The organism is Burkholderia sp. 22313, assembly GCF_052045245.1.
GTDB lineage: Bacteria > Pseudomonadota > Gammaproteobacteria > Burkholderiales > Burkholderiaceae > Burkholderia.
Window position 1 is genome coordinate 1 of record NZ_JBQEON010000017.1, and the last position, 23149, is coordinate 23149.

Genomic DNA, 23149 nt, shown 5'->3' on the forward strand with positions numbered 1-23149 from the left:
GGCAAGACCGCAGTCGTCACGGGCGCCGCAAGCGGCATCGGCAAGGAAATCGCGCTGGAGCTCGCGAAAGCGGGCGCGGCCGTCGCGATCGCCGACCTGAACCAGGACGGCGCGAACGCGGTTGCCGACGAGATCAACAAGGCAGGCGGCAAGGCGATCGGCGTCGCGATGGACGTGACCAGCGAGGAAGCGGTCAACAGCGGCATCGACAAGGTGGCCGCCGCATTCGGCTCGATCGACATCCTCGTGTCGAACGCGGGCATCCAGATCGTCAACCCGATCGAGAACTATTCGTTTTCCGACTGGAAGAAGATGCAGGCGATCCACGTCGACGGCGCGTTCCTGACGACGAAGGCCGCGCTCAAGCACATGTACAAGGACGATCGCGGCGGCGTCGTGATCTACATGGGCTCGGTGCACTCGCACGAGGCGTCGCCGCTGAAGTCGGCGTACGTGACGGCCAAGCACGGGCTGCTGGGCCTCGCGCGCGTGCTGGCGAAGGAAGGCGCGAAGCACAACGTGCGCTCGCACGTCGTGTGTCCGGGCTTCGTGCGCACGCCGCTGGTCGACAAGCAGATTCCGGAGCAGGCGAAGGAGCTCGGCATCAGCGAAGAGGACGTGATCAAGAAGGTGATGCTCGGCAACACGGTCGACGGCGTGTTCACGACGGTACAGGACGTCGCGCAGACGGTGCTGTTCCTGTCGGCGTTCCCGAGCGCCGCGCTCACGGGCCAGTCGTTCGTCGTCAGCCACGGCTGGTTCATGCAGTAACGCCCTCGCCTCCCGACAGGGAGGCGACTCCCGCACCACGGCTTATTCTCACGAAGGCAAGCCGTCTGCCGACGGCATGCCTTTGGTCTCCGCCATCCACGGCGGGATTTCTCGGAGCAACTGATGAAACCGCACGCGCGTACAGAAAAGCAGGCCGTCGATGCGGCGGACCTGCATCACGAAGCCGGCGCGCCGGCCGCTGCGCGGTCGCTGCCCTACGATACGATCGCGCTCGTCCTGCAGGGCGGCGGCGCGCTCGGCGCGTATCAGGCCGGCGTGTTCGAAGGGCTGCACGAAGCGGGCATCCCGCTCGACTGGATCGCCGGCATCTCGATCGGCGCGCTCAACACCGCGCTGATCGCCGGCAATGCGCCCGAACATCGCGTCGCGCGGCTGCGTGAATTCTGGGAAACGATCTGCCAGCCGGCGTTCTTTCCCGCGATTCCGGCCGCGTTCGAATTCGCGCTGTTCAACAGCATCGACCAGATCCGCACGTTCTTCACCGCATCGCAGGCCGCGAGCGCGATGATGCAGGGCCAGCAGGGCTTCTTCGTGCCGCGCTTCCCGCCGCCGCTGCCGGGTGTGGCCGATCATCCGGAAAAGATCAGCTGGTACGACACGTCCGCGCTGCGCGCGACGCTGCTCAAGCTGTGCGACTTCGACCGGATCAACTCGGGCGAGACGCGCGTGTCGGTCGGCGCGGTCAACGTCGGTACCGGCAACTTCGTGTACTTCGACAACTCGCGCATCCGCCTCGCGCCCGAGCACTTCATGGCGTCCGGCGCGCTGCCGCCCGCGTTCCCGCCGGTCGAGATCGACGGCGAGTACTACTGGGACGGCGGCGTCGTGTCGAACACGCCGCTGATGGAAGTGCTGCGTGCGCGTCCGCGCCGCGACACGCTCGCGTTCCAGGTCGATCTGTGGAGTGCCCGCGGGCCGCTGCCGCGCACGATGGCCGACGTCGCGGAACGCACGAAGGACGTGCAGTATTCGAGCCGCACGCGTTTCGTCACCGACACGCTGCAGCGCGAACAGCGCTACCGCAACGTGCTGCGCCACGTGCTCGACCAGGTGCCGGAAGCGCAGCGCAAGAACGACCCGTGGTGCGTCGAGGCTGATGCGATGTCGAGCGGGAAGAAGTACAACATCCAGCACCTGATCTATCAGCAGAAGGCATACGAGCACCACTACAAGGACTATCAGTTCGGTCTGTCGACAATGCGCGACCATTGGAGCGCGGGTCTCGACGACATCCGCAAGACGCTCGCAGTCAAGGACGGCCTCGCGCTGCCCGTCAACGACGCGGGCTTCATCACGCACGACATTCACCGCCGCCGGTAATGCCGTGTGCGACGGACCGGCGCGATACATGCGCCGGTCCGTCCTCTTTTCCGATTCGACATGCCGATTTTCATTGCGCTGTTCGCGCTCGTCGCCCTGGGCTGGGGCGCGGTTCACCTGTTTCACGTCATCGCCGCGCAGTTCGGCCAGCCGGTCGCGATCGCGGCCGCCGTGCTCGCCGCCGCGCTCCTGATCGCGCTGATCGCGTGGTGGATCAAACGCCGCCGCGACATCGCCCCGAACACGAAGGAACAAGGCTGGACCCACATCGTGCATCGCGCGTGGGGCGAGGTGCGCGTGTCCGCGACGCAGGGGCTGCTGTGGTTGTCGCATGACGGCGCGGACGGCCGCTATACGCTGTCGCAACTCGACGGCTGCGAGGCCGCGCCGATCGACGGCCGCTGGCATCTGGTCGTGCGCGTGCGCGGCGAATGGACACTGCCGATGATGGACAAGCGCGATGCGCAGCGCTGGGCACGCGTGCTGATGCTCGCGAAGGACAACCGGCTGTAACCGGCCACGGCCGCATGCCGATGCCTGACCCGGCACGAACCGACGTGCCGCCCGCCGTTCCCTAGCGCGCGCCGAGCGCCCGCAATGCGTCGAGCACGTGCTGGGTCGATCGCTCGATCGGCCCGGCCCGATGCGCGATACCCAGCTCGCGCCACAACGCCGGACGCAGCGGCCGCATGACGATGCGGGAATCGGGCAGCGGAGCGCCCGCCTCGTGCGGCAGCAGCGTCGCACCGTAACCCGCGGCGACCAGGCTCTTGATCGCATCGTTGTAGTTGAGTTCGATGCGCGGCTCGGGCCGGTGGCCGCCGAGCGCGAACCATTCGGTCGTAAGACGCGACAGGCGCGTGGTTGCATCGTTCAGAATCAACGGCCGCGCGGCCAGATAAGCCGGCGTCACCCGCGCCGGCAGCCGCCAGTCGGCAGGCAGGAAGGCCAGCACCGGATCGCGCCGCCACGCGCGGATCGACAGCCCCGCGACCGCCGGCTGCGGCAACGCCACCAGCCCGACGTCGAGCGTGCCCTGCGCAATGCGCGCCAGGGTGTCCTGCGACGTCAGCACCGCGATCTGGACATCGATGTCCGGATGCTGCTCGCGCAGCCGGGCCACCGCCTGCGGCAACAGATGAGCGATCGCGCCGGTCGATGCGCCGAGGCGCACTCGCCCGGTCAAGCCCTGCACTTGCCGTTCCACGTCGTCGAGGGTCGACTCGACCTCGGCCAGCAGACGGCGCGCCCGCTCCACCAGCACCGCACCGATCGTCGACGGCTGCACGTTGCCGCGCGTGCGCGACAGCAACGGCGCGCCGATGCGGCTTTCGAGTTCGGCGATATGAAGGCTGACCGTCGGCGGCGCAAGGTGCAGCAATTGCGCGGCGGCCACGAAGGAGCCCTGGTCGGCGATGGCGACCAGCGTACGCAGCCGGTCCAGACTGATCTCGCGCATTTCCGCCTCTCGTTCAGGAAAACTGAATCCTGCAATCAGGAAATTCAACTTTTCCTATTCTAGGCGTTCGATGGACGATACGGCTTTCCCGACGTCCGCAACGAGGAACGCGACCACCATGAGCCTCCCCACTGTCTACATCGACGGCGACCAAGGTACGACCGGATTGCTGATCCACGAGCGCCTGCGCGCTCGCACCGACCTGCAACGCGTCACGCTGCCGGACGCCGAGCGCAAGGACCCCGCGCGGCGCGCCGAAGCGATCAACGCAGCCGATATCGCGATTCTGTGCCTGCCCGACGCGGCCGCGCGCGAAGCGGTCGGCTTCATCCGGAATCCCGCGGTGCGCGTGATCGACGCGAGTTCGGCGCATCGCACCGCGCCGGGCTGGGTCTACGGCTTTCCCGAGATGGTCGACGGACACGCGGAGACCATCGCACGCGCGCGGCGCGTGACCAATCCGGGCTGCTATCCGACGGGCGCGATCGGCCTGCTGCGGCCGCTGCGACAGGCCGGCCTGCTGCCGCGCGACTACCCGGTGAGCATCCATGCGGTGTCCGGTTACTCGGGCGGCGGGCGGACCGCCGTCGACGCGTTCGAATCGAACGACGCCGCTCGCGCGAAACCGCTGCAGCTCTACGGCCTCGCGCTCGCGCACAAGCACGTGCCCGAGATCCAGCTGCATGCCGGGCTCGCGCACCGTCCGCTGTTCGTGCCGGCTTACGGCGCCTATCGGCAGGGCATCGTGCTGACCGTGCCGATCGAGCTGCGCCTGCTCCCGGCCGGCGTGACCGGTGAGATGCTGCATGCGTGTCTCGCGCACCATTACGCCGGCGCGCGCCACGTCGAAGTGACGCCGCTCGCGGACACGCGCGCCATCACGCATCTCGATCCGCAAGCGCTGAACGGAACGAACGACTTGCGGCTCAGTGTGTTCGTCAATGCCGAGCACGGTCAGGTGCTGTTGTCCGCCGTGTTCGACAATCTCGGCAAAGGGGCATCCGGTGCGGCTGTGCAGAATCTCGACCTGATGCTTGGGACAGTGAGCGTGGCGAAAGCGGCGTGAGCCGGCGGCAGGCATGATCGTCGACCAGGCCGGCGCAGCGATGCGTGTCACACCCTGCCGGTTCGTGACGCGATTGCGAGCCGAAAACGGGCAGGTGCCGACGTTGCGCACATGCCCCCGTAAAATCTCACCTTTAGCCGATTTCAGCCCGCGTCGTCGCTCGCGGCGGCATTCAAGCCAGCGAGCGCCTCCGCCAGAAAATCGACGCACACGCGTACTTTCGCCGACGCCGCCACGCGTTCCGGATACACCGCCCAGATATTCGCCGGCTGAATCGCATCCGGCAGCACGCGACAGAGTTCGCCGCGTTCGATCAGCGGCCCCGCTTCCCAGACCGAGCGCAACACGATCCCGCGCCCGGCCAGCGCCCATTGCACGGCCACCTCGCCGTGATTCGTCGACAGCGTGCCGCCGACCTTCACCGTTGTCGTCGCGCCACGCAGGTTCAGACGCCAGACGCCGAACGGATGGTCGCGCTCCTTGATGGCGAGACAGTCGTGCGACGCGAGATCCGCGAGCGTGCGCGGCGTGCCGCGCCGCGCGAGATAGTCGGGCGCCGCGCACAGCACACGATAGTTCGCGGCGAGGCGGCGCGCGATCAGATGATCGGCGATCTCGTCGCCGATGCGCACGTCGAGGTCGTAGCCTTCGCCCGCGACGTCGACGAGCCGGTCGAACAGGTCGAGCCGCACGTTGAGCTGCGGATAGCGGGCGGAGAAATCGAGCAGCGCCGGCGCGACGACATGCCGGCCGAAGCCGAAGCTGCTCGAAATGCGCAGCGTGCCGCGCGGCACCGTGCGCGTGGTCGACACGTCCTCGACGAGATGATCGACGTCATCCAGAATCTTCTCGGCGCGCGCGAACACGCGCTCGCCGGCCTCCGTGACCGTCACGCGGCGCGTCGAGCGATGCAGCAGCCGCGTGCCGAGCTGCGCCTCGAGCAGCGCGACGCGCTTGCTCACGTACGCGGGCGACACCGCGAGCTGCTCGGCGGCCGCGCTGAAGCTCGTCAGGCGAACGACCAGGCTGAACACGCGCAGGTCGTCGAGATTCGGGGATTTATTCACGATTCGTGGAAAGTCGATTAACCTTTCTCACGATTTTAATCTGAATGGAAATAAATAGAATGGCGTCATGTTCCGCTGCGCATGCCGCCAGCGGCCCGACCCGCGAAGGAGACTTGCATGAGCGACAGGATCTACAAAATTGCCGTGATTCCCGGTGACGGCATCGGCCGTGAAGTGATGCCCGAGGGCCTGCGCGCGCTTGACGCCGTCACGGCACGCTTCGGCATCCGCTTCGAATTCGAGCAGATCGACTGGGCCAGTTGCGACTACTACGCGCAGCACGGCCAGATGATGCCGGACGACTGGAAGGCGCAACTGTCGGGCATGGATGCGATCCTGTTCGGCGCGGTCGGCTGGCCCGCGACGGTGCCGGACCACATTTCGCTGTGGGGTTCGCTGTTGAAATTCCGCCGCGAGTTCGACCAGTACATCAACCTGCGGCCCGCGCGCCTGTTCGACGGCGTGCCGTCGCCGCTCGCCGGCCGCAAGCCGGGCGACATCGACTTCATGATCGTGCGCGAGAACACCGAGGGCGAATATTCGTCGGTCGGCGGCACGATGTTCGAAGGCACCGACCGCGAAGTGGTGATGCAGCAGTCGATCTTCACGCGGCACGGCACCGAGCGCGTGCTGAAGTTCGCGTTCGAGCTCGCGCAGCGCCGCGCGAAGCGCCTGACCGTCGCGACGAAGAGCAACGGCATCGCGATCAGCATGCCGTGGTGGGATGCGCGCGCGGCCGAAATGGGCGAACGCTATCCCGAGATCGCCGTCGACAAGCAGCACATCGACATCCTGTGCGCGCGCTTCGTGCTGCAGCCGGACCGCTTCGACGTCGTCGTCGCATCGAACCTGTTCGGCGACATCCTGTCCGACCTCGGGCCGGCCTGCACGGGCACGATCGGCATCGCGCCGTCGGCGAACCTCAACCCGGATCGCACGTTTCCGTCGCTGTTCGAACCGGTGCACGGCTCCGCGCCGGACATCGCCGGCCAGTCCATCGCCAACCCGATCGCGATGATCTGGTCGGCGGCGATGATGCTCGACTTTCTCGGCAACGGCGCAGGCCGCGAACGCGAAGCACACGACGTGATCGTCGCGGCGATCGAGGACGTGCTGCGCGCGGGGCCGCGAACGCGCGATCTCGGCGGCCAGGCCGGGACGAAGGAAATCGGCGAGGCGATCGCGGCGCGGATCGCCGGCTGACGGAGCGAGGTGAAAGACGATCGATTGGGCCGATTGCCGTTGCGGTCGGGNCCCGACCGCCGCGCACCTTTGTCGATGTCGGTGTGCACGCCTTCATGCGTGTCGATTTCAGGTGTCGATTTCGAACGGTGAGCCACGCGATTCGGTGTCGCGCACGGTTGATCGCGCGTCGATTCATCGCCGTGGTCGGCATCGCATTGAAGCCGATCGGTGAATTGCATCGCGCATCGATACACACCGGTTGAGTTTCACCACCGCCGTCGGTATCACGTTCGATTCGCCCTTGCCCTTGCACTCGCCCTCGCGCGATGAGTAACCGTGCATGCCAATGGATGCGGTGCTTCCTTCAACGCAACCGCGTCGTTTCCTGCGGCGATTGATCGGTGAGATGCAGCGCGTGAAGCATCACACCGTCGCGCACGAAATCCCCTTCTCCCGAAAACACTCACCTCAACGCACGACTCCCGAATTTCCTCACCATTGAGCCCGGGCGTCGCGCTCGATACCCGATCGAGCGCGTCGACGCGGCGTCACAGCCCGAGATCGGACAGGCCGGGATGATCGTCCGGACGGCGGCCGAGTGCCCAGTGATACAGGCGATCCGCTTCGCGAATCGGCAGATCATTGATGCTCGCATGGCGATGCGCCATCAATCCGTTTTCGTCGAACTCCCAGTTTTCGTTTCCGTATGAGCGGAACCAGTTGCCGGCGTCGTCGTGCCATTCGTACGCGAATCGCACCGCGATGCGATTGCCGCCGAATGCCCACAACTCCTTGATCAGACGATAGTCGAGCTCGCGCGTCCATTTCCGCTGCAGCAGGCCGACGATCGCGTCGCGGCCCGTCACGAACTCCGCGCGATTGCGCCACTGACTCTGCGGCGTATAGGCGAGCGACACGCGCTGCGGGTCGCGCGTGTTCCACGCATCCTCGGCGGCACGCACCTTCTGGCGCGCGGTGTCGAGCGTGAAGGGCGGAACGGGCGGACGAACTTCAGGGGAAACGGACATGGGATGCTCCTGTTCAAGGTTCTGGCTGCGCACGCGCGCAGCCGGTTCGGACACGCTACTTCGATGCTCGCGACACCGTATCGAGCAAGTGTTCGGCGGTGGCGCGCGCATCGCGCGCGGCGGTTGCATCGCCGCTGACGAGCGCCACGCCAATCGCGCCGTCGATCAGCACCAGCCATTGGCGCGCGATGCGGGCCAATCCGCGGCGCTCGATCCCGGCGGCGTCGGCATACGCATCGAACCGCTCGCGCACGAACGCGAGCAAGCGCGCCTTGTGCATGCGCGCAACGACGCGCACCGGATCGTCGGCGTCCGCAATCTCGCCGGACGCATTCAGGAACGCGCAGCCGTGAAAATCGGGTTGCGCGAACCAGTCGCGCAGCACATCGAACATGCCGAGCAAATGCGCACGCGGCGACTTGCCGCGCGCCAGCGTTGCATCGACGAACCAGCGCATCCAGCGTTCGTCCCGGCGCTCAAGTGCGGCGACGACCAGCGCTTCCTTCGATTCGAAATGCGAATAAAAGCTCTTTCGCGCGGCGCCCGACCGCTTCACGATCGCATCGACACCCGTGGCGTGGATGCCGCCCGAGTAGATCAGTGCTTCGGCCGCGTCGAGGAGCCGGTCGCGAACGGCCGGTTCGCCGGAGAGATCATCATGTGAGTTCATGGGTTTACGGTAGAACGATCGTTCTCCACCGTCAACATCTGGATGAAAAGGCCCTGTCGACGGGAGGGCCGAACGCCGCGACGTTGCTGCTGTTGCGCTTCGTCATCCGCGCGGGGCAGCGTCAGGCAGAGGCATCCCGTGCGTATCGGTGTGCGGCGCGACGTGGGCTCGTCTCGACGTCCGGCACGCGCGGCAATCTGATCGGCATCGCACCGCACCGCCCGAGACGCTGGGTCGTCGCGTCGAGTCTGCAACTCGAACCGCGATGGTTGAGCGGTGAGCGGATCACATGGCGTGCGGCGCACCGGTGAATGTCGATTGACAGGCTGGCGGGTGAGTTCGCGCGTGATCGATCACCTCACGCTTCGTGCTGCGATCCGGTATCAGCGAAGCGACATGTCGGCGTGTTGCCGCGGAGCCGGAGCAACGCGATGGCAAGCAGCTGACGCGACAAGGCCCCGTCATGCAAGCGCGGCAAGCAACAACGGAACGGTGAGAAGAAAGACACGCGCCGAACGACGCGAGAGTGGAGACAGCGGAGCGACGCTGACGGGTGAGGTGCATGCGCGGGTGCGTTTCACCGATGCGATCCGGAGAATCGATGCGTGACCGCCCGCGTGCCGCTAACGCGAAACGGCGTGCAGCCCGTTGAATTCCGCGGTCATACGCATCACGAAAGCGTGATCGAGCCGCCATTCGGCACGCCGACACAGCTCCCGAATAGTCTCACCTCAAGCGTTTGTCGAAGCCGCTTGGCCCCGACAAACACGCGAGTCGATACGAGCGGGGCCGCCGGCCAACGCGCCGAGCCGCCCCCGTACTCAGACCGTCCAGTCGAGAATCACCTTGCCGCTTTCGCCGGACAGCATCGCATCGAAGCCTTTCTCGAAATCGTCGGCCGCAAAGCGGTGTGTGATGATCGGCGACAGATCGAGGCCGCTTTGCAGCATCGCGACCATCTTGTACCAGGTCTCGAACATCTCGCGACCGTAGATGCCCTTGATCTCGAGCCCCTTGAAGATCACCTGGTTCCAGTCGATCGCCGTCTGCGCGGGCGGAATGCCGAGCAGCGCGACCTTGCCGCCGTGATTCATCGCCTCGAGCATGCTGGTAAACGCGCTCGGCACGCCCGACATCTCGAGGCCGACGTCGAAGCCTTCCGTCATCCGCAGGTCGGCCATCACGTCGCGCAGCGATTCGCGGGCGACGTTGACCGCCCGCGTCGCACCCATCTTGCGCGCGAGTTCGAGCCGATAGTCGTTGATGTCGGTGATCACGACGTTGCGCGCGCCGACATGCTTCGCGATCGCGACGGCCATGATGCCGATCGGGCCCGCGCCGGTGATCAGCACGTCCTCGCCGACGAGGTTGAACGACAGCGCCGTGTGCGTCGCGTTGCCGAACGGATCGAAGATCGACGCGAGATCGTCGGAAATCTCGGGCGGAATCTTGAACGCATTGAACGCGGGAATCGCCAGGTACTCGGCGAACGCCCCTTCACGGTTCACGCCGACGCCGACCGTGTTGCGGCACAGATGCCGGCGCCCCGCGCGACAGTTACGACAGAAGCCGCACGTGATGTGGCCTTCGCCGGACACGCGATCGCCGATCGCGAAGCCGCGCACTTCCTGCCCCATCTCGACGATCTCGCCGACGTATTCGTGGCCGACGTGCATCGGCACGGGAATCGTCTTCTGCGCCCAGTCGTCCCACTTCCAGATATGGATGTCGGTGCCGCAGATCGCCGTGCGGCGAATCTTGATCAGCACGTCGTTGTGTCCGACTTCGGGTCGCTTCACGCGCGTCAGCGTGAGGCCCGGGCCGCGTTCGAGTTTTGCCAGTGCTTTCATGATCGCGTCTCCGTCAGACGATGCCGAGCGACTTGCCGACGCGTACGAACGCGGCGACCGTCTGATCGATCTGTTCGGGCGTATGCGCGGCGCTCATCTGCGTCCGGATGCGCGCGCGACCGCGCGGCACGACCGGGAACGAGAAGCCGATCACGTAGACGCCTTCGGCGAGCAGTTTGTCGGCCATGTTCGTCGCGAGTTGCGCGTCGCCGAGCATCACCGGGATGATCGGATGCGCGCCCGGCACGAGCGTGAAGCCCGCGGCAGTCATCTGCTCGCGGAAACGCACGCCATTCTCGCGCACGCGTTCGCGCAGCTTCGCACCTTCGTCGCTGCCGAGCAGTTCCAGCACTTTCAGCGACGCGGCGGCGATGCTCGGCGTCAGCGTGTTCGAGAACAGGTACGGACGCGAACGCTGGCGCAGCAGTTCGACGACCTCGCGTCGGGCTGCGACATAGCCGCCCGACGCACCGCCCAGCGCCTTGCCGAGCGTGCCGGTGATGATGTCGACGCGACCGTCGACGCCGCAGTGCTCGGGCGTGCCGCGGCCATGCGCGCCGATGAAGCCGACCGCATGCGAATCGTCGACCATCACAAGCGCGCCGTAACGATCGGCGAGGTCACAGATGCCTTTCAGGTCGGCGATGATGCCGTCCATCGAGAACACGCCGTCGGTCGCGATCAGCTTGTGGCGCGCGCCCGCGGCGTCGGCTTCCTTCAGCTTCGCCTCGAGATCCGACAGATCGTTGTTCTTGTAGCGAAAACGCTTCGCCTTGCACAGGCGGATGCCGTCGATGATGCTCGCGTGGTTCAGCTCGTCGCTGATCACCGCGTCGTTCTCGTCGAGCAGCGTCTCGAACAGGCCGCCGTTCGCATCGAAGCAGCTCGAATAGAGGATGCTGTCCTCGGTGCCGAGAAACGATGCCAGCGCACTTTCGAGCTGCTTGTGCACGGTTTGCGTGCCGCAGATGAAGCGCACCGACGCCATGCCGAAGCCGTCCTGGTCGAGACCGGCCTGCGCCGCTGCGATCAGGCGCGGATCGTTCGCCAGACCGAGATAGTTGTTCGCGCAGAAATTCAGCACGCCGGCACCGCCGGCGAGCCGCACGGCCGCGGCCTGGGGACTCGCGATCTCGCGCTCGGTCTTGTAAAAACCGTCCGCGCGGATCTGGTCGAGCGTCCCGCGCACCTGGGCGAGAAAGGCATCACGCATCGCAAAGCTCCTGACAGGGATTCGCATTCCGTCGCGCGCCACTCGTGGCGGCAGCGCAACGGCCTGCTACTGTTATAGTCGGTCGTTCGGTTGACCGCATTTATCCGTTATTCCGAACTAAAATTCGAAATACCGAACAACTCTAAGCGAACGGACACCAAATGGCAAGTTCCTCCGCGTCGCGGCGCACGCCTGCCGGCGCCGCACCGCAGCCGCCGGCCGTGACGCCGCCGCGCGTCGGCGAGCAAATCCAGCGCCTGCGCAACGAGCGCAAGCTGACGCTCGACGACCTGTCGCGCGCGGCCGGCGTATCGAAGTCGATGCTCTCCGAGATCGAGCGCGACAAGGCCAACCCGACGATCGCGGTCGCGTGGCGGCTCACGAACGCGCTCGGCATCACGCTCGACGAACTGTTCTCGCAGCCGAAAACGCCGGAGACGATCCGCGTGGACGGCCCGCACGACATCCCGACACTCGCCGGCCACGACGGCCGCTACCAATTGCGCGTATGGGGCCCGATCGACCTCGCCGGCAAATTCGAATGGTATGAGCTGACGCTGCCGGGCGGCGGCGCGCTGGTATCGAACGCGCACGAACCCGGCACGCGCGAGCACCTCACCGTGCTGCAGGGCGCGATGGAAATCGAAGCCGCCGACGCGAGCCGGCGCCTGAAGGCCGGCGACACCGCGCGCTACCCGGCCGACACGCCGCACGCGATCCGCAACCCCGGCAAGTCGGAGGCGCGCGCACTCCTGATCGTGATTCATCGCTGACGATGTGGATAGCCGGCCGAAAGGCCGGTTGCGGAAAATACTGTATGTTTGTACAGTATACGGACATTCCGCCATGCATGGGCCGGGGTCGGCGCACCGAGGCGCCCGCTCCGGTCGACAGGAGCCTGCGATGACAGAAGAACAAGATTTGGCCGCGCTCAGCTTCAAGGCTGCCGCGCACGACCTCGAGCTGATCGTTCGCCATATTGCCGGACGCTATATCCACCAGCGCGTCCCGCTGTCGTGGCGTCTGCTGCACGCCATCGAAGCCGAGGCGCTCGCCGATCTCGGCTTTGCCAGCCGGCACGAGGCCGGCATGCGTCGACTGTTCGAACGGCCGTCGGACATGACCTTTCCCGAAACGGACGATCCGATCGACTTCGGCCGGTCGAATGCGCTCCCTGCCGCCTTCTCGTTCGCGGTGCTCGCCTATGAAGCGGCGGCCCGATCGCAGGACGCCACGCCCGGCCAGCGCGTTCACCGTCCGTCCAAGGCGTGGGGCGACTGACGCCACGTTCAAAACAGCGTCCAGCTCCCGCATCCTGCTGCCCGCGACGTTGCGGAAAGGGCTACCATATACGCAACTAACGGAATAAATAACATGTCCCTTCCAACGCCCTCCGACACCCCGGCACGCCCGGAAGAAAAGGATCTGTTCGACCGTGGTTCGTCCGACTGGATCGCCTCGCCCGAGACTGCGTTCGACGCCTGGCTTGCCATGCAGGACTATCGCCGCTCATCGGCCGACGTCTATCGCGCGCAATGGGGTGCGTTTCTCACCTGGCTGCGAACCCACCAGAAAAACCTGGCCACGGTCGACACCGCATCGATCGCGCACTTCGTCGGCGAGCTTCCCATCAGGAAAACCCAGCGAATGCGCTATTTGCGGCTGATCGAGCGTGTGCTCGACCACATTCGTCGCACCGAACTCGCATCGACCAACCCGGCTCGCTTCATTGCTCAGGATGGCGAAGCGACCTGGCGAAAGGCGCGTGACAACGAGCCCACCGGTTTCCTGACGCCGGCCGAGCGTGCAAAGTTGCTGGCGTACCTGTTTTCGCCGATCGGCGTATCGGGCTCCGCCTACTGGAAAGAGCGGCGCGATCGCGCGCTCGTCGCGGTATTTCTGGGCGCCGGCGTGAAAACCGGCGAAGCACGCGTGCTTACGATTAGTTGCATCAATACAAGCGGAACGTCGCTGCAGATTCCGTCGACGCATCCGGATTTCGCGCGCGAAACCCATCTGGCATCGTTCGCGATCGCGTTGCTCGAAGCATGGCTCGTGGAGCGCAAGCGCCAGGAGATTCCCGGCGAGCTCGTGTTCCCGGCATCGCATGCCGGGCGGCCGATGCACAAGGCGACGATGCTGCGCGCGATCGACGCGATCGTCGAATCCGCCGGGCTGACATCGTCGCGCACCGCACGTGCAAGTCCGCAAACGCTGCGCAATACCTATGCAGCCGAACTGTTCGAACACGACGTGGCGCCCGAGCGGGTCGGCAAATGGCTCGGCTTCGTGCGGCCGATCTCGTCCAACCGTCTGCACCGCGCGTGGAAAAACTGGCGGGAAGCGCTCGCGAATGGTGACCCGTCCGACGACGACGATACTCACTGATCGCGACCGGGCTGCTCACGCGACATGATCCGTGAGCAGCCTTGTGCGACGTAGCCTCACCGTTTCACAGCTCCCGAAAAACCTCACCTCAAGCTTCCCGGATCACCTCACCTGGGCAATCGCTGTGCCGGCCGATGCGTCAGTCGCGCGCAAAGCGCGCAACGGCTTCGAATCGGGAAGGCCATGGCCCCGACGCGTGTTCGCATTCGGGGCACGATACTTCGAACCCGTCGTCGCCATGCGACAGTTCCGGTTCGCCGCCGCAATGCGGGCACTGGTTCGGTACCGGTATCTCTTGATCCAGCGACGTGCCGATCGCGGCAAACGCATCCGCATCCAGTTGGCCGGCATCGGCCAGGCGGCGGATCAACGCCGAAATTTCCGGATTCATCCCGCGGCTCGCCCGCAGCGTATTCACGTCGCGCGTCGCACGTTCGAGCTCGTCGCTCTGCGTGCGCAACTGTTCCTCGAGCCGGTCCGCGCGGGCCTTGGCCGAACTCAGCTGCTGGAGGAAATCGAATTCCTTGCGCTGAACGTCGCGCAAACCGCTCTGGTAAGTCGACGCCATGCTGCGCAGCGAATCCAGTTCGACCAGCATCGGTTTGACGCGGCGCTCGGCTTCGGCCACCGCATCCTTGATCTGCTGCGCATAGTGTTCGGTGCGCTGCTGCAATTCGGCCTGCAGTGTGTCGATGCGGTCGCGCAGTGCCGCGTTCTGCGTCTGCTCGGCGTCGACGCGGCCGGCCATGCCGGCCAGCTCCTTTTCGAGTCGGGCGACTGTGGTGAGCAGCGTCGCTTCGTTAGCCGAACCGTGCGTCGATTGCGATGCAAGCTGCACTTCGAGCTCGGTTACCCGTGCCTGCAACTGGTCGTTGCGGGTTTCACTGCGGGCCAGTGCCCCTTCGAGGGTTTCCTGGCGAACCGTCGCGTCGCGCAGCCGCTGTTCCGCATCGGTCACGCCGGCGCGAACCTGTTCGCGGTCGACGTCGAGGCATTCCCGCGCTGCTTTCAATGCTTCTTCATAGAGTGCGCCGAGCAGTGCACCGGCTTTTTCCTCGACGGCTTTCGGAATTGCCGCACCGTCGAGCCTGATTTTCGATGCGGAACGGATGCGCTCCCAGAAGTGATCGATGTCCTTCGGAATGTCACTGGCACTGCCGGTCTGGGTCAGATCGCGGACATTGGCGGCCGAGGGCCGGATGCCGAGATCGAAGAATAATCGCTTGCAGGCATGCAGCGACAATTCCTGGCGTCGCGCACCTTTGGCGCGCAGCGATTCCAGTTCTTCTCGGATGGCTTCACGCATTTCATCCAGCGTCATGTCAGTCTCGCAGACATTGAAATGTTGCAATCATAACGAAATACGTATTTTTTGATACTTGTTTTCACTGACCGTGGCGAATTTACGTCGCTGTGCAGAGAAACAGGTGCTGTGAGCCGATCTGGACGAACCCACCTCCGGATTCCGTGAAACAAAGCGAAGAAACCGAGCCAAGTCCTTGTGTCGAAAGCGTTTTCTGACAAGCCCCGAAAAAGGGCATTTGTTTCACATGACGAGCGTCATCGTAGCCGCGGGTGTTCGGGGGTTGGGGTCTCTGTGGAAAACTCGACGACCTATGTCTTGAGAGTATTAGAAGTAAACACCCTTGAACCCTTAGTTAAAAACGTTAACGCCACGGCACAGCCTTATGTAGCAAGGCTTTCCGGCCGACAAGGTGAAGTTTTACGGGAACCAAGGTGATCTTCTGCGGGAGCTGAAGTGATGGGGTTCGGGGAGCAGCGTGAGCCGATGCAGGAAAGATCGTGAGCGGATTCAGGATCACAGTAAAACACGAGATTTTCCAAAGGTGAGGGTTTTCGGGGCCGCACAGCCGCAGAACCCGCGCTGTGCCTGCCCGCACAGTTTTCTGCCTGTGCAGACATAGGTGAGAATTTGCGGGACCTTCTTCCCGCCCCGATTCTGCCCATCTTTTGGGCAGTTTTCCTGAAAGGTGAGGTTCCACGGGACTCCACAGGGATTTGCTGTGAGGATTTCCGGGAAGCGCCCGTCATTTTGCACAGCAAAAGTGCCCCGTAGGGTGTGTGAAGCCCGAAAGGTGAGGCTTTTCGGGAGAGAAATCGGGGTTTTCCTGCGCGGAACCCGTTGAGGTGAGCTTTTTCGGGGCATAAATCACAGTCGGCCGAGCGGCTCACAGGTGAGTCTTTTCAGGAGCGCTATTTGCTCGAAAAATGGTCAAAGGTGAGGCTTTCCGGGACCGCTGAGGGGGCGAATTCGCTGAAAAGCCCGCCGGGACTGGCAGAAATCTGATTTTCGCTGTGCCACTTTTTGGCACAGGTGAGATTTTTCAGGAGCCGACGCACAGCTGTCGCACTCGTGCGGATACCGGAAAGGTGAGAGTTTTCGGGGAGGTGGCCGCTGGGCACAGGGGAACGCATGCTGCACTTAAGTATCGGATGCCATTGACATTTTTGATACCGTGGCGGTTACGGTGAGATTTTTCGGGAGCTGCTTTCGCATCCGTCGGAGCGTCGCCTTTTTCAATAAGGTGAGGTTTTTCGGGAGGTCCTGGTGGCCGATCCCGCGTGTGCGTGGGATTCGCTGGCATCTAGGTCACAGAATTTCGAGCTGTCGCGGTGAGGATTTTCGGGACTGAACGGTTTCTGTGCGCTGTACAATGCGCGCCCGGGCTCGTGAAACGGGTTCAACCGGCACGTCGAACCGGCTTTTCGGCCTGTGTTTCAGGCGACCGGGCATGGTCGGGATGTTCCGGGCAGCCGCGGCTGTACATGCATACAGGCCCGTGTGAGGGGGGTTGCGGCGCCACCGTGATATCCAGTGGCAACCCTGTGACGGGCGCGCGGCGATGCAGTCGTAAAATTACGACAAATCGAAAGGTGAGCTGATGCGGGAGCAAGTTTCGCACGCGTCGGGCACAGGCAAAAATCTGTGAATCCGTGCATCCCGCGACACGTCTGGACGAGTCCGAAACGCCGTAAATCCGGACCGGTGAGGGTTTTCGGGAGAGGGTTGGGGTGAGCGCCGCTTTGCACGCGCGCTTCACCGGCTATGGTGAGCATGTCGTTCTGGACGCACATCACCACAGGCGCTATCCTTCCGTGAAACTTCTCCTCCGACCCGACGCATGGCCACGAAGCGCGCCAAGAAAACCGATGTGGATGTGGTGAGTGCCAGTTCAGCCGAATTGCGTAAGGCCGTCGAGGCGATCGCAATTCAGCCGAAGAGCGGCAAGATCACGCTCCTGACCCGCAAGCTGTTCAATGTCCTGCTCGCCGTCGCGCAGCAGGCCGACGACTCGGGCGATACCTATCGCGCGCTGCTGTCGGATATCGTCGCCAATTCCGCTTTCGATTCGAACGACACCGCGCTGGTGAAGGAACACCTGCGGCGCATGGTGTCGGTCCAGGTCGAATGGAGCACGGGGACGTCGAGCCAGAAGCCGGGCCGCAAGTGGGGGATCTCGACGCTGATCGCCGATGCCGAAATTCTCGAGGATCCGGCCACCCGCCGTGTGTGGGTCGAATTCTCGTTCGCACCGAAGATCAAGAAGAAGCTGCTCGATCCGGTCCAGTACGCGCGCCTGAGCCTGCAGTTCCAGAGCCAACTGCGCAGCAGCGCCGGTCTCGCGCTCTATGAGATCTGCGTGCGCTACCTGACGAACCCGAGCCACCTGACGATGCGCGAGCCGTGGGAATGGTGGCGGCCGATCCTGTCGGGCACGCCCGATACGGAAGCCGGCGACGAGGCGAAGCGCGAGTACAAGTACTTCAAGCGCGACTATCTGCGGCCGGCGATCGCCGAGGTCAATGCGGTCACCAACATCTTCGTCGAGCTGATCGAGCATCGTGAAGGGCGCCGGGTCGCGGAGATCCAGTTCCGCGTGACCGAGCGCAAGCAGCCGATGCTCGCACTCGACGAGCATCCGAACGTGTTCGACAGCACGCTGGTCGACCGGATGGTGAAGCTCGGGATTCCGCTCAAGGAAGCGCAGACGCTCTATGCGGACAGCGAGGAAAACCGGATTCGTGCGGCGCTGCAGATGACCGAGCAGCGGATGCGCAGCACGACGTTGCCGCCGGTGCGCAGCGCGCCCGCGTTGTTCAAGGATGCGCTGAAGAAAGGCTATGCGCCGCCGGTCGAGTCGGTCGACGCGCTGCCTTCCGGCACACCGGCGGCGAAGGTCGCCGCGGCGCAGCCGGACGATCTGAAGGCACGTTTGTTGAGCGAATTCGCGGCGTTCCGCCGCAAGGAAGCGAAGGTGCTGTATGAGGAGCAGGGCGACGCGGAGCGCGAAGTGGCGCGCGAGTCGTTCGAGTCGGAAGTGTTGCCGACGATGGGCTCGCACCTGCGTGACGACTGGCGCAAGCGCGGTCTCGATTCCAAGCTGGCCGAGACGGCGTTTTTCGACTGGCTGGCCCAGAAGACCTGGGGTGAGCCGACCGACGGCGACCTGCTGTCGTTCACCCTGAATCAATCGCGGGCCGCCTGAGGCCTGCTCAGGCCCCGCTGACGGGCCGCCGCCGGCCGCCCGCCCAATCGGCGGGCCCGGCACCTTGCCAGGCCCCACCGGCCGTTTCCATCAGTCCGACAACAGCATCCGCTCGAGCTGCTCGAGGATCGCGTCGCGCTTGTCCTTCGGGAGGCCGCGCAGGCGCAGTTCGATGCGGTCTTCGCCGTACGACTTCAGATCGCCAACCGACTTGCCGCCGAGCTTGATCTCGAGACGCTGCGCATAGCGCTGGCGGCCTGCCGGCTTCGGCGTTTCCTGCGCCGCGACGCGGCCCTTGACGATGTCCGACACCTGGCGCGTGCTGAGATCGTCGGACACGATCTTGTTGATCAGCCGCAGCGTCGCCTCGGTGCCGCGCGCGTTGTGATAACGGCCGACCTGATACGCCATGTTCGAACCAAAGCGGTCGGGGCGCGCGACCATCTCCTGCATCACGGTTTCCGGCAGCTTGCCGATCGACAGCGCAACCGCAACCGTTGACTCGTCCAGGCCGAGATGTTCGGACAGCTCCTTCTGACTCTGGAAATGCTTGTCGTCGAGGAAGCGGCGCCACACGACGGCGTTGTCGAACACCGTCTGCGAATCGCGTTGCACGTTCAGGTCGTAGCCGAGCTTGTAGCTCTGGATCCCGATCGGCACGTCGATCACGATCGCCTTCACCGATTCCTTGTTCGCTTCCTTCAGCGCGCGCACGCGGCGGCCGCCGTCGCTGACGAAATATGAACCCGGATTGTCGTAGTCCGGAATCACGTGGATCGCCTGCTGTTGCCCCTGCTTCGCGAGGTTGACCGCGAGCTCGGCAATCGATGTTTTCAGATAGAAGTGCCGCGGGTTGAACGGGCTATGCTTGATCGCCTTCAGCGACAGCTCGATCACCTGGCCGGGCGCATAGCGATTCTCGAGGCGCCACGCGCGATACTGCGGCGACTCGTCGGTCGACGGATCGAGCAGGACTTCCGGAACCGGCGGTGGCGCGATGTCCTTCTTGGCGGACTTCGTCGGCGCCGGCGTGGCCGTCTCGGACTTGACGATGCCGTCGATGGCATTCAGCCGATCAAGCGCGGTGCGCTTTTCGCTCGTCGTGATATCCGGGCGCGCTTGGAATCCTTTTGCAAATTGGGAGGGTTTCATGTGACTCCTTTATGCGCATAAAGTCAGGGCAGCATGGCGACGATTTCGTCGGCACATGCGCGGATTTCCGCGGCTGCCAGCCTGGCGCCGCGATCGTTCATCTGCAGTACGGTCTGACCGAGCGCCATCGCCTGCTTGTACGCTTCCCGGGTCGGGATCTGCGTTTTCAATAGCGGGAAGCCGAGTTCCTCGAGCGCACGCTTGAGCTCGCGGGTCAGCATGCGTTTCTCTTCGGTCTTGTTCAGCAGGAAGACGGCGCGGAGGTCTTCGTTCATGACCTGCGCCTGCTGGATCAGCTTGACCAGCCCGACGCTTGACCAGTAATCGGCCGGCGACGACGACGTCGGGATCACCGCGATCGATGCGGCCAGCAGCACGACGCCGGATACCTTCTCGGTGATCGACGGCGGGCAGTCGACGACGATGATGTCGTAGTCGTTGATGAACTTCTTGATCTCGCGATGGATCTGGCCACCGGCTTCGGCGAGGTTGACGACCGGGAACGGGATGCCGGCATCGCTGTCGCCGGATGCGCTCGACCAGTGAATCAGTGTGTTTTGACCGTCTGCGTCGATGACGAGGACGCGCTTCCCTTTCTCATGGAATGCCGCGCCGAGGTGCATGGCAATCGTGCTTTTGCCGACGCCACCTTTTTGTTGAGTGACTGCAATGATTTCCGCGGCCAATTTTCACTCCTGTTTTTGGTCGTTGGAATTCTACAGGACGATATTTATATTTCAATGAAATTGTCGTTCAGCAACTACGCGTTAGCCATTCGGACTATCGGTTTATGCGCATAAACGAATGGGGTATGCCGGATGATCGGAATGGTGGGCGTTGAGCATGCTGCGCGCGAAGGATGAGTGACGGGATAGTCGCGCCGGCAGACGTTTCGGGATCGTGTTCGAGAAGTCGATCGTCGCGATGTGTGAGGGCCCTGCCCTCCCGTGTGTTGAACGAGGGCGCTGCCTCGGCGATGGGTCAGTTTGTGCGCATAAACTTCCGGGGCAGCGGAGAGCCGCGATGAGACAGGGGCCTCACTCGAGCCTGAGCCAGGGTGGCGAGCGCCGCGCTGTTCAGGCCAACGCGATGGCCGCAATACGCTGCGGTGTAGCGACGAAGCGGTGGCCGCGCCCTGCATTTATGCGCATAAACCACCGAGAGGATCAGCGAGTGTTCGCGGGCGCGCGTTTGCAGGGGAGCATAAAGTCACCCGTCGCAATGACGACCGGATGCCCTCCCGTATCGAGCCACCGAACATATCAGGCATCGAAGCGCATGGATGGGTCCCGACATTGGCGGACCACCGCCGACTTGAAGCGACGCCTTTATGCGCATAAACCAATCGGCGGATTGATCATACGGCGACCCGCGGCATTCCCTGCAGCACATCATGGCTGCGCGCGGCTATTCCGTCGGCTATTTGCCGATACAGGCAGTCCTGATGCTCCCCGTGCAACGCACTCCCTCGCCATGCACTTTATGCGCATAAACACCTCAAGCGCATCGACAGCACGCCGGACGGCGATACGCCCCACTCGCCCCACTCGCCCCACTCGCCCCACTCGCCCCACTCGCCCCACTCGCCCCACTCGCCGCGCAAGCCGCGCAAGCCGCGATCTCCCCTTCCGTCCACACGTCGGCACCTCGTCGAAACGGCTGCAACCAGACTGGCTACAATACGGGCCTTTCCCACCCAGGTCCGAATGATGATCACGATCTACCACAACCCCCGCTGCTCGAAGTCGCGCGAGACGCTCGCACTGGTCGAGACGCTGAACACCACCGGCACGCCGGTGAATGTCGTCGAGTATCTGAAGACGCCGCCGACGGTCGAGGAACTGGAAGCGCTGCATCGTCAGCTCGGGCGCCCGGTGCGCGAGATGCTTCGCGATGGTGAGGAGCCGTACAAGACGCTGGATCTGGCCCGCGCGAATCTGACCGATGTGGAGGCCTATGAAGCGATTGCCGCGCATCCGATTCTGCTGCAGCGTCCGATCGTCGTGTATCGAGGCAAGGCAGCCATCGGCCGCCCGCCCGAGTCAGTGCGCGCGCTGTTTGAATAACGATTGTTCGCCGTATTTTTCTTATTGCTTCAGCCCGGCGCAAGCGCGCCGGACTGATTGGCTGAGTTCGCGGACCGAAACCGGCGACGGCTTCCACCGTCGTCAACTGCCACCACCCGCGACAACCACCCGCCGCGCCGCTCAGAATGCGTGACTAAATCGACTCGCTGAATTCGCGCACCGCCGCGGACCGCCTGCGCGACGCGGCCACGTCCACCGTACTCGCTGACTTCGTCCCGCTACCATCGCCAGACGGGGCGGCCCACCGTCGTCAGCCACGACATCACCAGGCCCGGCACCGACAACGCATCACCCCAAACAGCACCGCCGACTCAACCCTGCCCGTCACCCGACGGCGCATCACCTTCCATCGTCCCCCGCCCCGCCGCCGCATGCGCCGCGGTCCGCAGCAGCGCGATCTGCCCGCGATACACCCGGCATCCGCTGCAAGCCGGCAGATGAACGTGCACCTGCATGCGCTCATGCAACGTCAAAGACCGGTCGAGCGCATCCGACAACAGTCGCGTCACGTCCTTACATTTCCCCGGCAGCATCTTCGGTCGCCAGTCCTTTTTCGCTGAGGCAGGTGCGCAGGCGCGTGCGCGCCCGATACAGCAGCACGCTGCAATGATTGGTCGTCAACGTCAATTCGCTGCAGATGTCGGCGATTTCGACGTCGAGGAATTCGCGCATCATGAACACGCGCCCGATGTGTTCGGGCAGATGGTCGAGGCAGACCTGGAACAGCGTCCAGAACTGCTGCTGCTGCAACAGCGTGTCCGGGCGCGGCCACGGCCGCGGCTTGGTATGCGCGGCCCAGTGTCCGTTGTCCTTGAACAGTTCGCGATCGAGCACGGCTTCGCCGTCGAGCTCCGCATCGAGCGCGGACAGGCTCACCGTCCGCTGCCGCGCGCGCAGGATGTCGATCAGCTTGTTGCGCAGGATGCCGAACACCCAGGTCTTGTGGGCGGAGCGCCCCGCGAATTCCCCCGCATGCGACCACGCGGCGGTCAGCGCCTCCTGCACGGCGTCCTCTGCCGCGTCGGCATCGCGAAGCTGGAGTCGCGCGAAGCGCAGCAGGTCGCGCCGCAGTTGTGCAAGATAGGCGGAGTCGTCGTACGCGGACGGCATATGGGGTCGGAGCCTCGCGAAGCGGGAGCGATCGATCGCGTGCACGCCACCGGGCGGACGCATCGCGGTGCGAGCAGCTTACTGGGCGCAGCACCTCGCCGCAACGCATGTTCCGTCACGATTTCACGAAACCGGCCGGCGCGCTGCGCTATGCTTGCCGGAACCCCGCGTCGCGTACCGCGAAACCGCGCCGCGGGCGATCTGTAACATCAGATCATAACGGTCAAGTTATCCACAATTTCTGTGGAAAACCT

General features: G+C 64.4%; 22 protein-coding genes. 10 read left to right on the top strand and 12 right to left on the bottom strand.

The annotated features are described in order from the left end of the window. The 3 genes from ACTJKF_RS15745 to ACTJKF_RS15755 all read left to right on the top strand — a co-directional run. Window positions 1-771 (top strand): 3-hydroxybutyrate dehydrogenase (locus ACTJKF_RS15745; protein WP_440624441.1); only part of this gene is annotated, 771 nt, incomplete at its 5' end. A gap of 123 nt (window positions 772-894) precedes the next feature. Beyond that, window positions 895-2112: a patatin-like phospholipase family protein gene (locus tag ACTJKF_RS15750; RefSeq protein ID WP_440624442.1), complete on the top strand. Its 1218-nt coding sequence runs from the start codon at window positions 895-897 to the stop codon at window positions 2110-2112. 60 nt (window positions 2113-2172) lie between these two features. Beyond that, entirely contained in the window at window positions 2173-2625 is a 453-nt protein-coding gene (locus tag ACTJKF_RS15755) for a signal peptide protein (protein ID WP_440624443.1), read from the top strand. A 61-nt stretch (window positions 2626-2686) separates the two neighbouring features. Here ACTJKF_RS15755 and ACTJKF_RS15760 read toward each other — a convergent pair whose 3' ends face one another. Further along, window positions 2687-3571 (bottom strand): LysR family transcriptional regulator, encoded by an 885-nt coding sequence (locus tag ACTJKF_RS15760; RefSeq protein ID WP_440624444.1) that lies wholly within the window; start codon window positions 3569-3571, stop codon window positions 2687-2689. A gap of 118 nt (window positions 3572-3689) precedes the next feature. Here ACTJKF_RS15760 and argC point away from each other — a divergent pair, with 118 nt between their 5' ends. After that, entirely contained in the window at window positions 3690-4637 is a 948-nt protein-coding gene (gene argC, locus ACTJKF_RS15765) for an N-acetyl-gamma-glutamyl-phosphate reductase (RefSeq protein ID WP_440624445.1), read from the top strand. Between the two features lie 143 nt (window positions 4638-4780). Here argC and ACTJKF_RS15770 read toward each other — a convergent pair whose 3' ends face one another. Beyond that, window positions 4781-5704 carry a LysR substrate-binding domain-containing protein gene (locus ACTJKF_RS15770; RefSeq protein ID WP_440624446.1) on the bottom strand — a complete coding sequence of 308 codons (924 nt, stop codon included), beginning with the start codon at window positions 5702-5704 and terminating at the stop codon, window positions 4781-4783. 117 nt (window positions 5705-5821) lie between these two features. Here ACTJKF_RS15770 and ACTJKF_RS15775 point away from each other — a divergent pair, with 117 nt between their 5' ends. Continuing rightward, complete coding sequence (locus ACTJKF_RS15775) at window positions 5822-6907, top strand: tartrate dehydrogenase (RefSeq protein WP_440624447.1); 1086 nt, start codon at window positions 5822-5824, stop codon at window positions 6905-6907. 530 nt (window positions 6908-7437) lie between these two features. Here the strand turns inward: ACTJKF_RS15775 and ACTJKF_RS15780 are convergent. The 4 genes from ACTJKF_RS15780 to ACTJKF_RS15795 all read right to left on the bottom strand — a co-directional run bounded on the left by ACTJKF_RS15780 (window position 7438) and on the right by ACTJKF_RS15795 (window position 11650). After that, window positions 7438-7917 (bottom strand): nuclear transport factor 2 family protein, encoded by a 480-nt coding sequence (locus tag ACTJKF_RS15780; protein ID WP_440624448.1) that lies wholly within the window; start codon window positions 7915-7917, stop codon window positions 7438-7440. 55 nt (window positions 7918-7972) lie between these two features. Then, window positions 7973-8587, bottom strand: a complete 615-nt coding sequence (locus ACTJKF_RS15785) for a TetR/AcrR family transcriptional regulator (RefSeq protein ID WP_440624449.1) — start codon at window positions 8585-8587, stop codon at window positions 7973-7975. Window positions 8588-9408: 821 nt separating this feature from the next. Next, on the bottom strand, window positions 9409-10437 hold the full coding sequence (gene tdh / locus ACTJKF_RS15790; protein WP_098554394.1) for an L-threonine 3-dehydrogenase: 1029 nt from the start codon (window positions 10435-10437) through the stop codon (window positions 9409-9411). Window positions 10438-10450: 13 nt separating this feature from the next. Beyond that, window positions 10451-11650, bottom strand: coding sequence for a glycine C-acetyltransferase (locus ACTJKF_RS15795; protein ID WP_440624450.1), 1200 nt, complete (start codon window positions 11648-11650; stop codon window positions 10451-10453). 161 nt (window positions 11651-11811) lie between these two features. On the opposite strand from ACTJKF_RS15795, the gene ACTJKF_RS15800 reads away from it, so the two are divergent. From ACTJKF_RS15800 to ACTJKF_RS15810, 3 genes are all read left to right on the top strand, one after another. Beyond that, window positions 11812-12423, top strand: a complete 612-nt coding sequence (locus ACTJKF_RS15800; protein ID WP_440624451.1) for a helix-turn-helix domain-containing protein — start codon at window positions 11812-11814, stop codon at window positions 12421-12423. A gap of 130 nt (window positions 12424-12553) precedes the next feature. Next, window positions 12554-12931 carry a DUF2471 family protein gene (locus ACTJKF_RS15805; RefSeq protein WP_440624452.1) on the top strand — a complete coding sequence of 126 codons (378 nt, stop codon included), beginning with the start codon at window positions 12554-12556 and terminating at the stop codon, window positions 12929-12931. Between the two features lie 93 nt (window positions 12932-13024). After that, entirely contained in the window at window positions 13025-14038 is a 1014-nt protein-coding gene (locus ACTJKF_RS15810) for a tyrosine-type recombinase/integrase (protein ID WP_440624453.1), read from the top strand. A gap of 139 nt (window positions 14039-14177) precedes the next feature. Here ACTJKF_RS15810 and ACTJKF_RS15815 read toward each other — a convergent pair whose 3' ends face one another. Then, complete coding sequence (locus ACTJKF_RS15815) at window positions 14178-15359, bottom strand: DNA-binding protein (protein WP_440624454.1); 1182 nt, start codon at window positions 15357-15359, stop codon at window positions 14178-14180. A gap of 1822 nt (window positions 15360-17181) precedes the next feature. Between ACTJKF_RS15815 and ACTJKF_RS15820 the strand changes: the two genes are divergently transcribed. Beyond that, window positions 17182-18546 carry a replication initiation protein gene (locus ACTJKF_RS15820; protein ID WP_440624455.1) on the top strand — a complete coding sequence of 455 codons (1365 nt, stop codon included), beginning with the start codon at window positions 17182-17184 and terminating at the stop codon, window positions 18544-18546. A gap of 90 nt (window positions 18547-18636) precedes the next feature. Here ACTJKF_RS15820 and ACTJKF_RS15825 read toward each other — a convergent pair whose 3' ends face one another. The 3 genes from ACTJKF_RS15825 to ACTJKF_RS15835 form a co-directional block, all read right to left on the bottom strand. Then, complete coding sequence (locus ACTJKF_RS15825) at window positions 18637-19698, bottom strand: ParB/RepB/Spo0J family partition protein (RefSeq protein WP_440624456.1); 1062 nt, start codon at window positions 19696-19698, stop codon at window positions 18637-18639. Between the two features lie 23 nt (window positions 19699-19721). Further along, window positions 19722-20384 carry a ParA family partition ATPase gene (parA, locus tag ACTJKF_RS15830; RefSeq protein ID WP_440624457.1) on the bottom strand — a complete coding sequence of 221 codons (663 nt, stop codon included), beginning with the start codon at window positions 20382-20384 and terminating at the stop codon, window positions 19722-19724. 794 nt (window positions 20385-21178) lie between these two features. Next, window positions 21179-21334, bottom strand: coding sequence for a hypothetical protein (locus ACTJKF_RS15835; RefSeq protein ID WP_440624458.1), 156 nt, complete (start codon window positions 21332-21334; stop codon window positions 21179-21181). A gap of 73 nt (window positions 21335-21407) precedes the next feature. On the opposite strand from ACTJKF_RS15835, the gene arsC reads away from it, so the two are divergent. Next, the gene (gene arsC, locus ACTJKF_RS15840) at window positions 21408-21764 is read left to right on the top strand and encodes an arsenate reductase (glutaredoxin) (RefSeq protein ID WP_440624554.1); all 357 of its coding nucleotides are present in this window, start codon (window positions 21408-21410) and stop codon (window positions 21762-21764) included. A 332-nt stretch (window positions 21765-22096) separates the two neighbouring features. On the opposite strand, the gene ACTJKF_RS15845 is transcribed toward arsC, so the two are convergent. Together ACTJKF_RS15845 and ACTJKF_RS15850 are read right to left on the bottom strand one after the other, a co-directional pair. After that, window positions 22097-22318, bottom strand: coding sequence for a zf-HC2 domain-containing protein (locus tag ACTJKF_RS15845; RefSeq protein ID WP_440624459.1), 222 nt, complete (start codon window positions 22316-22318; stop codon window positions 22097-22099). Beyond that, on the bottom strand, window positions 22299-22895 hold the full coding sequence (locus ACTJKF_RS15850; protein ID WP_440624460.1) for an RNA polymerase factor sigma-70: 597 nt from the start codon (window positions 22893-22895) through the stop codon (window positions 22299-22301). Before ACTJKF_RS15850 ends, ACTJKF_RS15845 begins: the two co-directional genes overlap by 20 nt. Between the last annotated feature and the right edge of the window lie 254 nt (window positions 22896-23149).

What these genes read in the sequence shown, in the direction of transcription:
- tdh (WP_098554394.1), bottom strand. Translation starts at nt 10,437, where the DNA reads ATGAAAGCACTGGCAAAACTCGAACGCGGCCCGGGCCTCACGCTGACG.
- ACTJKF_RS15825 (WP_440624456.1), bottom strand. Translation starts at nt 19,698, where the DNA reads ATGAAACCCTCCCAATTTGCAAAAGGATTCCAAGCGCGCCCGGATATC.
- ACTJKF_RS15815 (WP_440624454.1), bottom strand. Translation starts at nt 15,359, where the DNA reads ATGACGCTGGATGAAATGCGTGAAGCCATCCGAGAAGAACTGGAATCG.
- ACTJKF_RS15845 (WP_440624459.1), bottom strand. Translation starts at nt 22,318, where the DNA reads ATGCTGCCGGGGAAATGTAAGGACGTGACGCGACTGTTGTCGGATGCG.
- ACTJKF_RS15810 (WP_440624453.1), top strand. Translation starts at nt 13,025, where the DNA reads ATGTCCCTTCCAACGCCCTCCGACACCCCGGCACGCCCGGAAGAAAAG.
- ACTJKF_RS15750 (WP_440624442.1), top strand. Translation starts at nt 895, where the DNA reads ATGAAACCGCACGCGCGTACAGAAAAGCAGGCCGTCGATGCGGCGGAC.
- ACTJKF_RS15820 (WP_440624455.1), top strand. Translation starts at nt 17,182, where the DNA reads ATGGCCACGAAGCGCGCCAAGAAAACCGATGTGGATGTGGTGAGTGCC.
- ACTJKF_RS15780 (WP_440624448.1), bottom strand. Translation starts at nt 7,917, where the DNA reads ATGTCCGTTTCCCCTGAAGTTCGTCCGCCCGTTCCGCCCTTCACGCTC.
- ACTJKF_RS15755 (WP_440624443.1), top strand. Translation starts at nt 2,173, where the DNA reads ATGCCGATTTTCATTGCGCTGTTCGCGCTCGTCGCCCTGGGCTGGGGC.
- ACTJKF_RS15805 (WP_440624452.1), top strand. Translation starts at nt 12,554, where the DNA reads ATGACAGAAGAACAAGATTTGGCCGCGCTCAGCTTCAAGGCTGCCGCG.
- argC (WP_440624445.1), top strand. Translation starts at nt 3,690, where the DNA reads ATGAGCCTCCCCACTGTCTACATCGACGGCGACCAAGGTACGACCGGA.
- ACTJKF_RS15775 (WP_440624447.1), top strand. Translation starts at nt 5,822, where the DNA reads ATGAGCGACAGGATCTACAAAATTGCCGTGATTCCCGGTGACGGCATC.
- ACTJKF_RS15795 (WP_440624450.1), bottom strand. Translation starts at nt 11,650, where the DNA reads ATGCGTGATGCCTTTCTCGCCCAGGTGCGCGGGACGCTCGACCAGATC.
- ACTJKF_RS15760 (WP_440624444.1), bottom strand. Translation starts at nt 3,571, where the DNA reads ATGCGCGAGATCAGTCTGGACCGGCTGCGTACGCTGGTCGCCATCGCC.
- ACTJKF_RS15785 (WP_440624449.1), bottom strand. Translation starts at nt 8,587, where the DNA reads ATGAACTCACATGATGATCTCTCCGGCGAACCGGCCGTTCGCGACCGG.
- ACTJKF_RS15800 (WP_440624451.1), top strand. Translation starts at nt 11,812, where the DNA reads ATGGCAAGTTCCTCCGCGTCGCGGCGCACGCCTGCCGGCGCCGCACCG.
- arsC (WP_440624554.1), top strand. Translation starts at nt 21,408, where the DNA reads ATGATCACGATCTACCACAACCCCCGCTGCTCGAAGTCGCGCGAGACG.
- ACTJKF_RS15850 (WP_440624460.1), bottom strand. Translation starts at nt 22,895, where the DNA reads ATGCCGTCCGCGTACGACGACTCCGCCTATCTTGCACAACTGCGGCGC.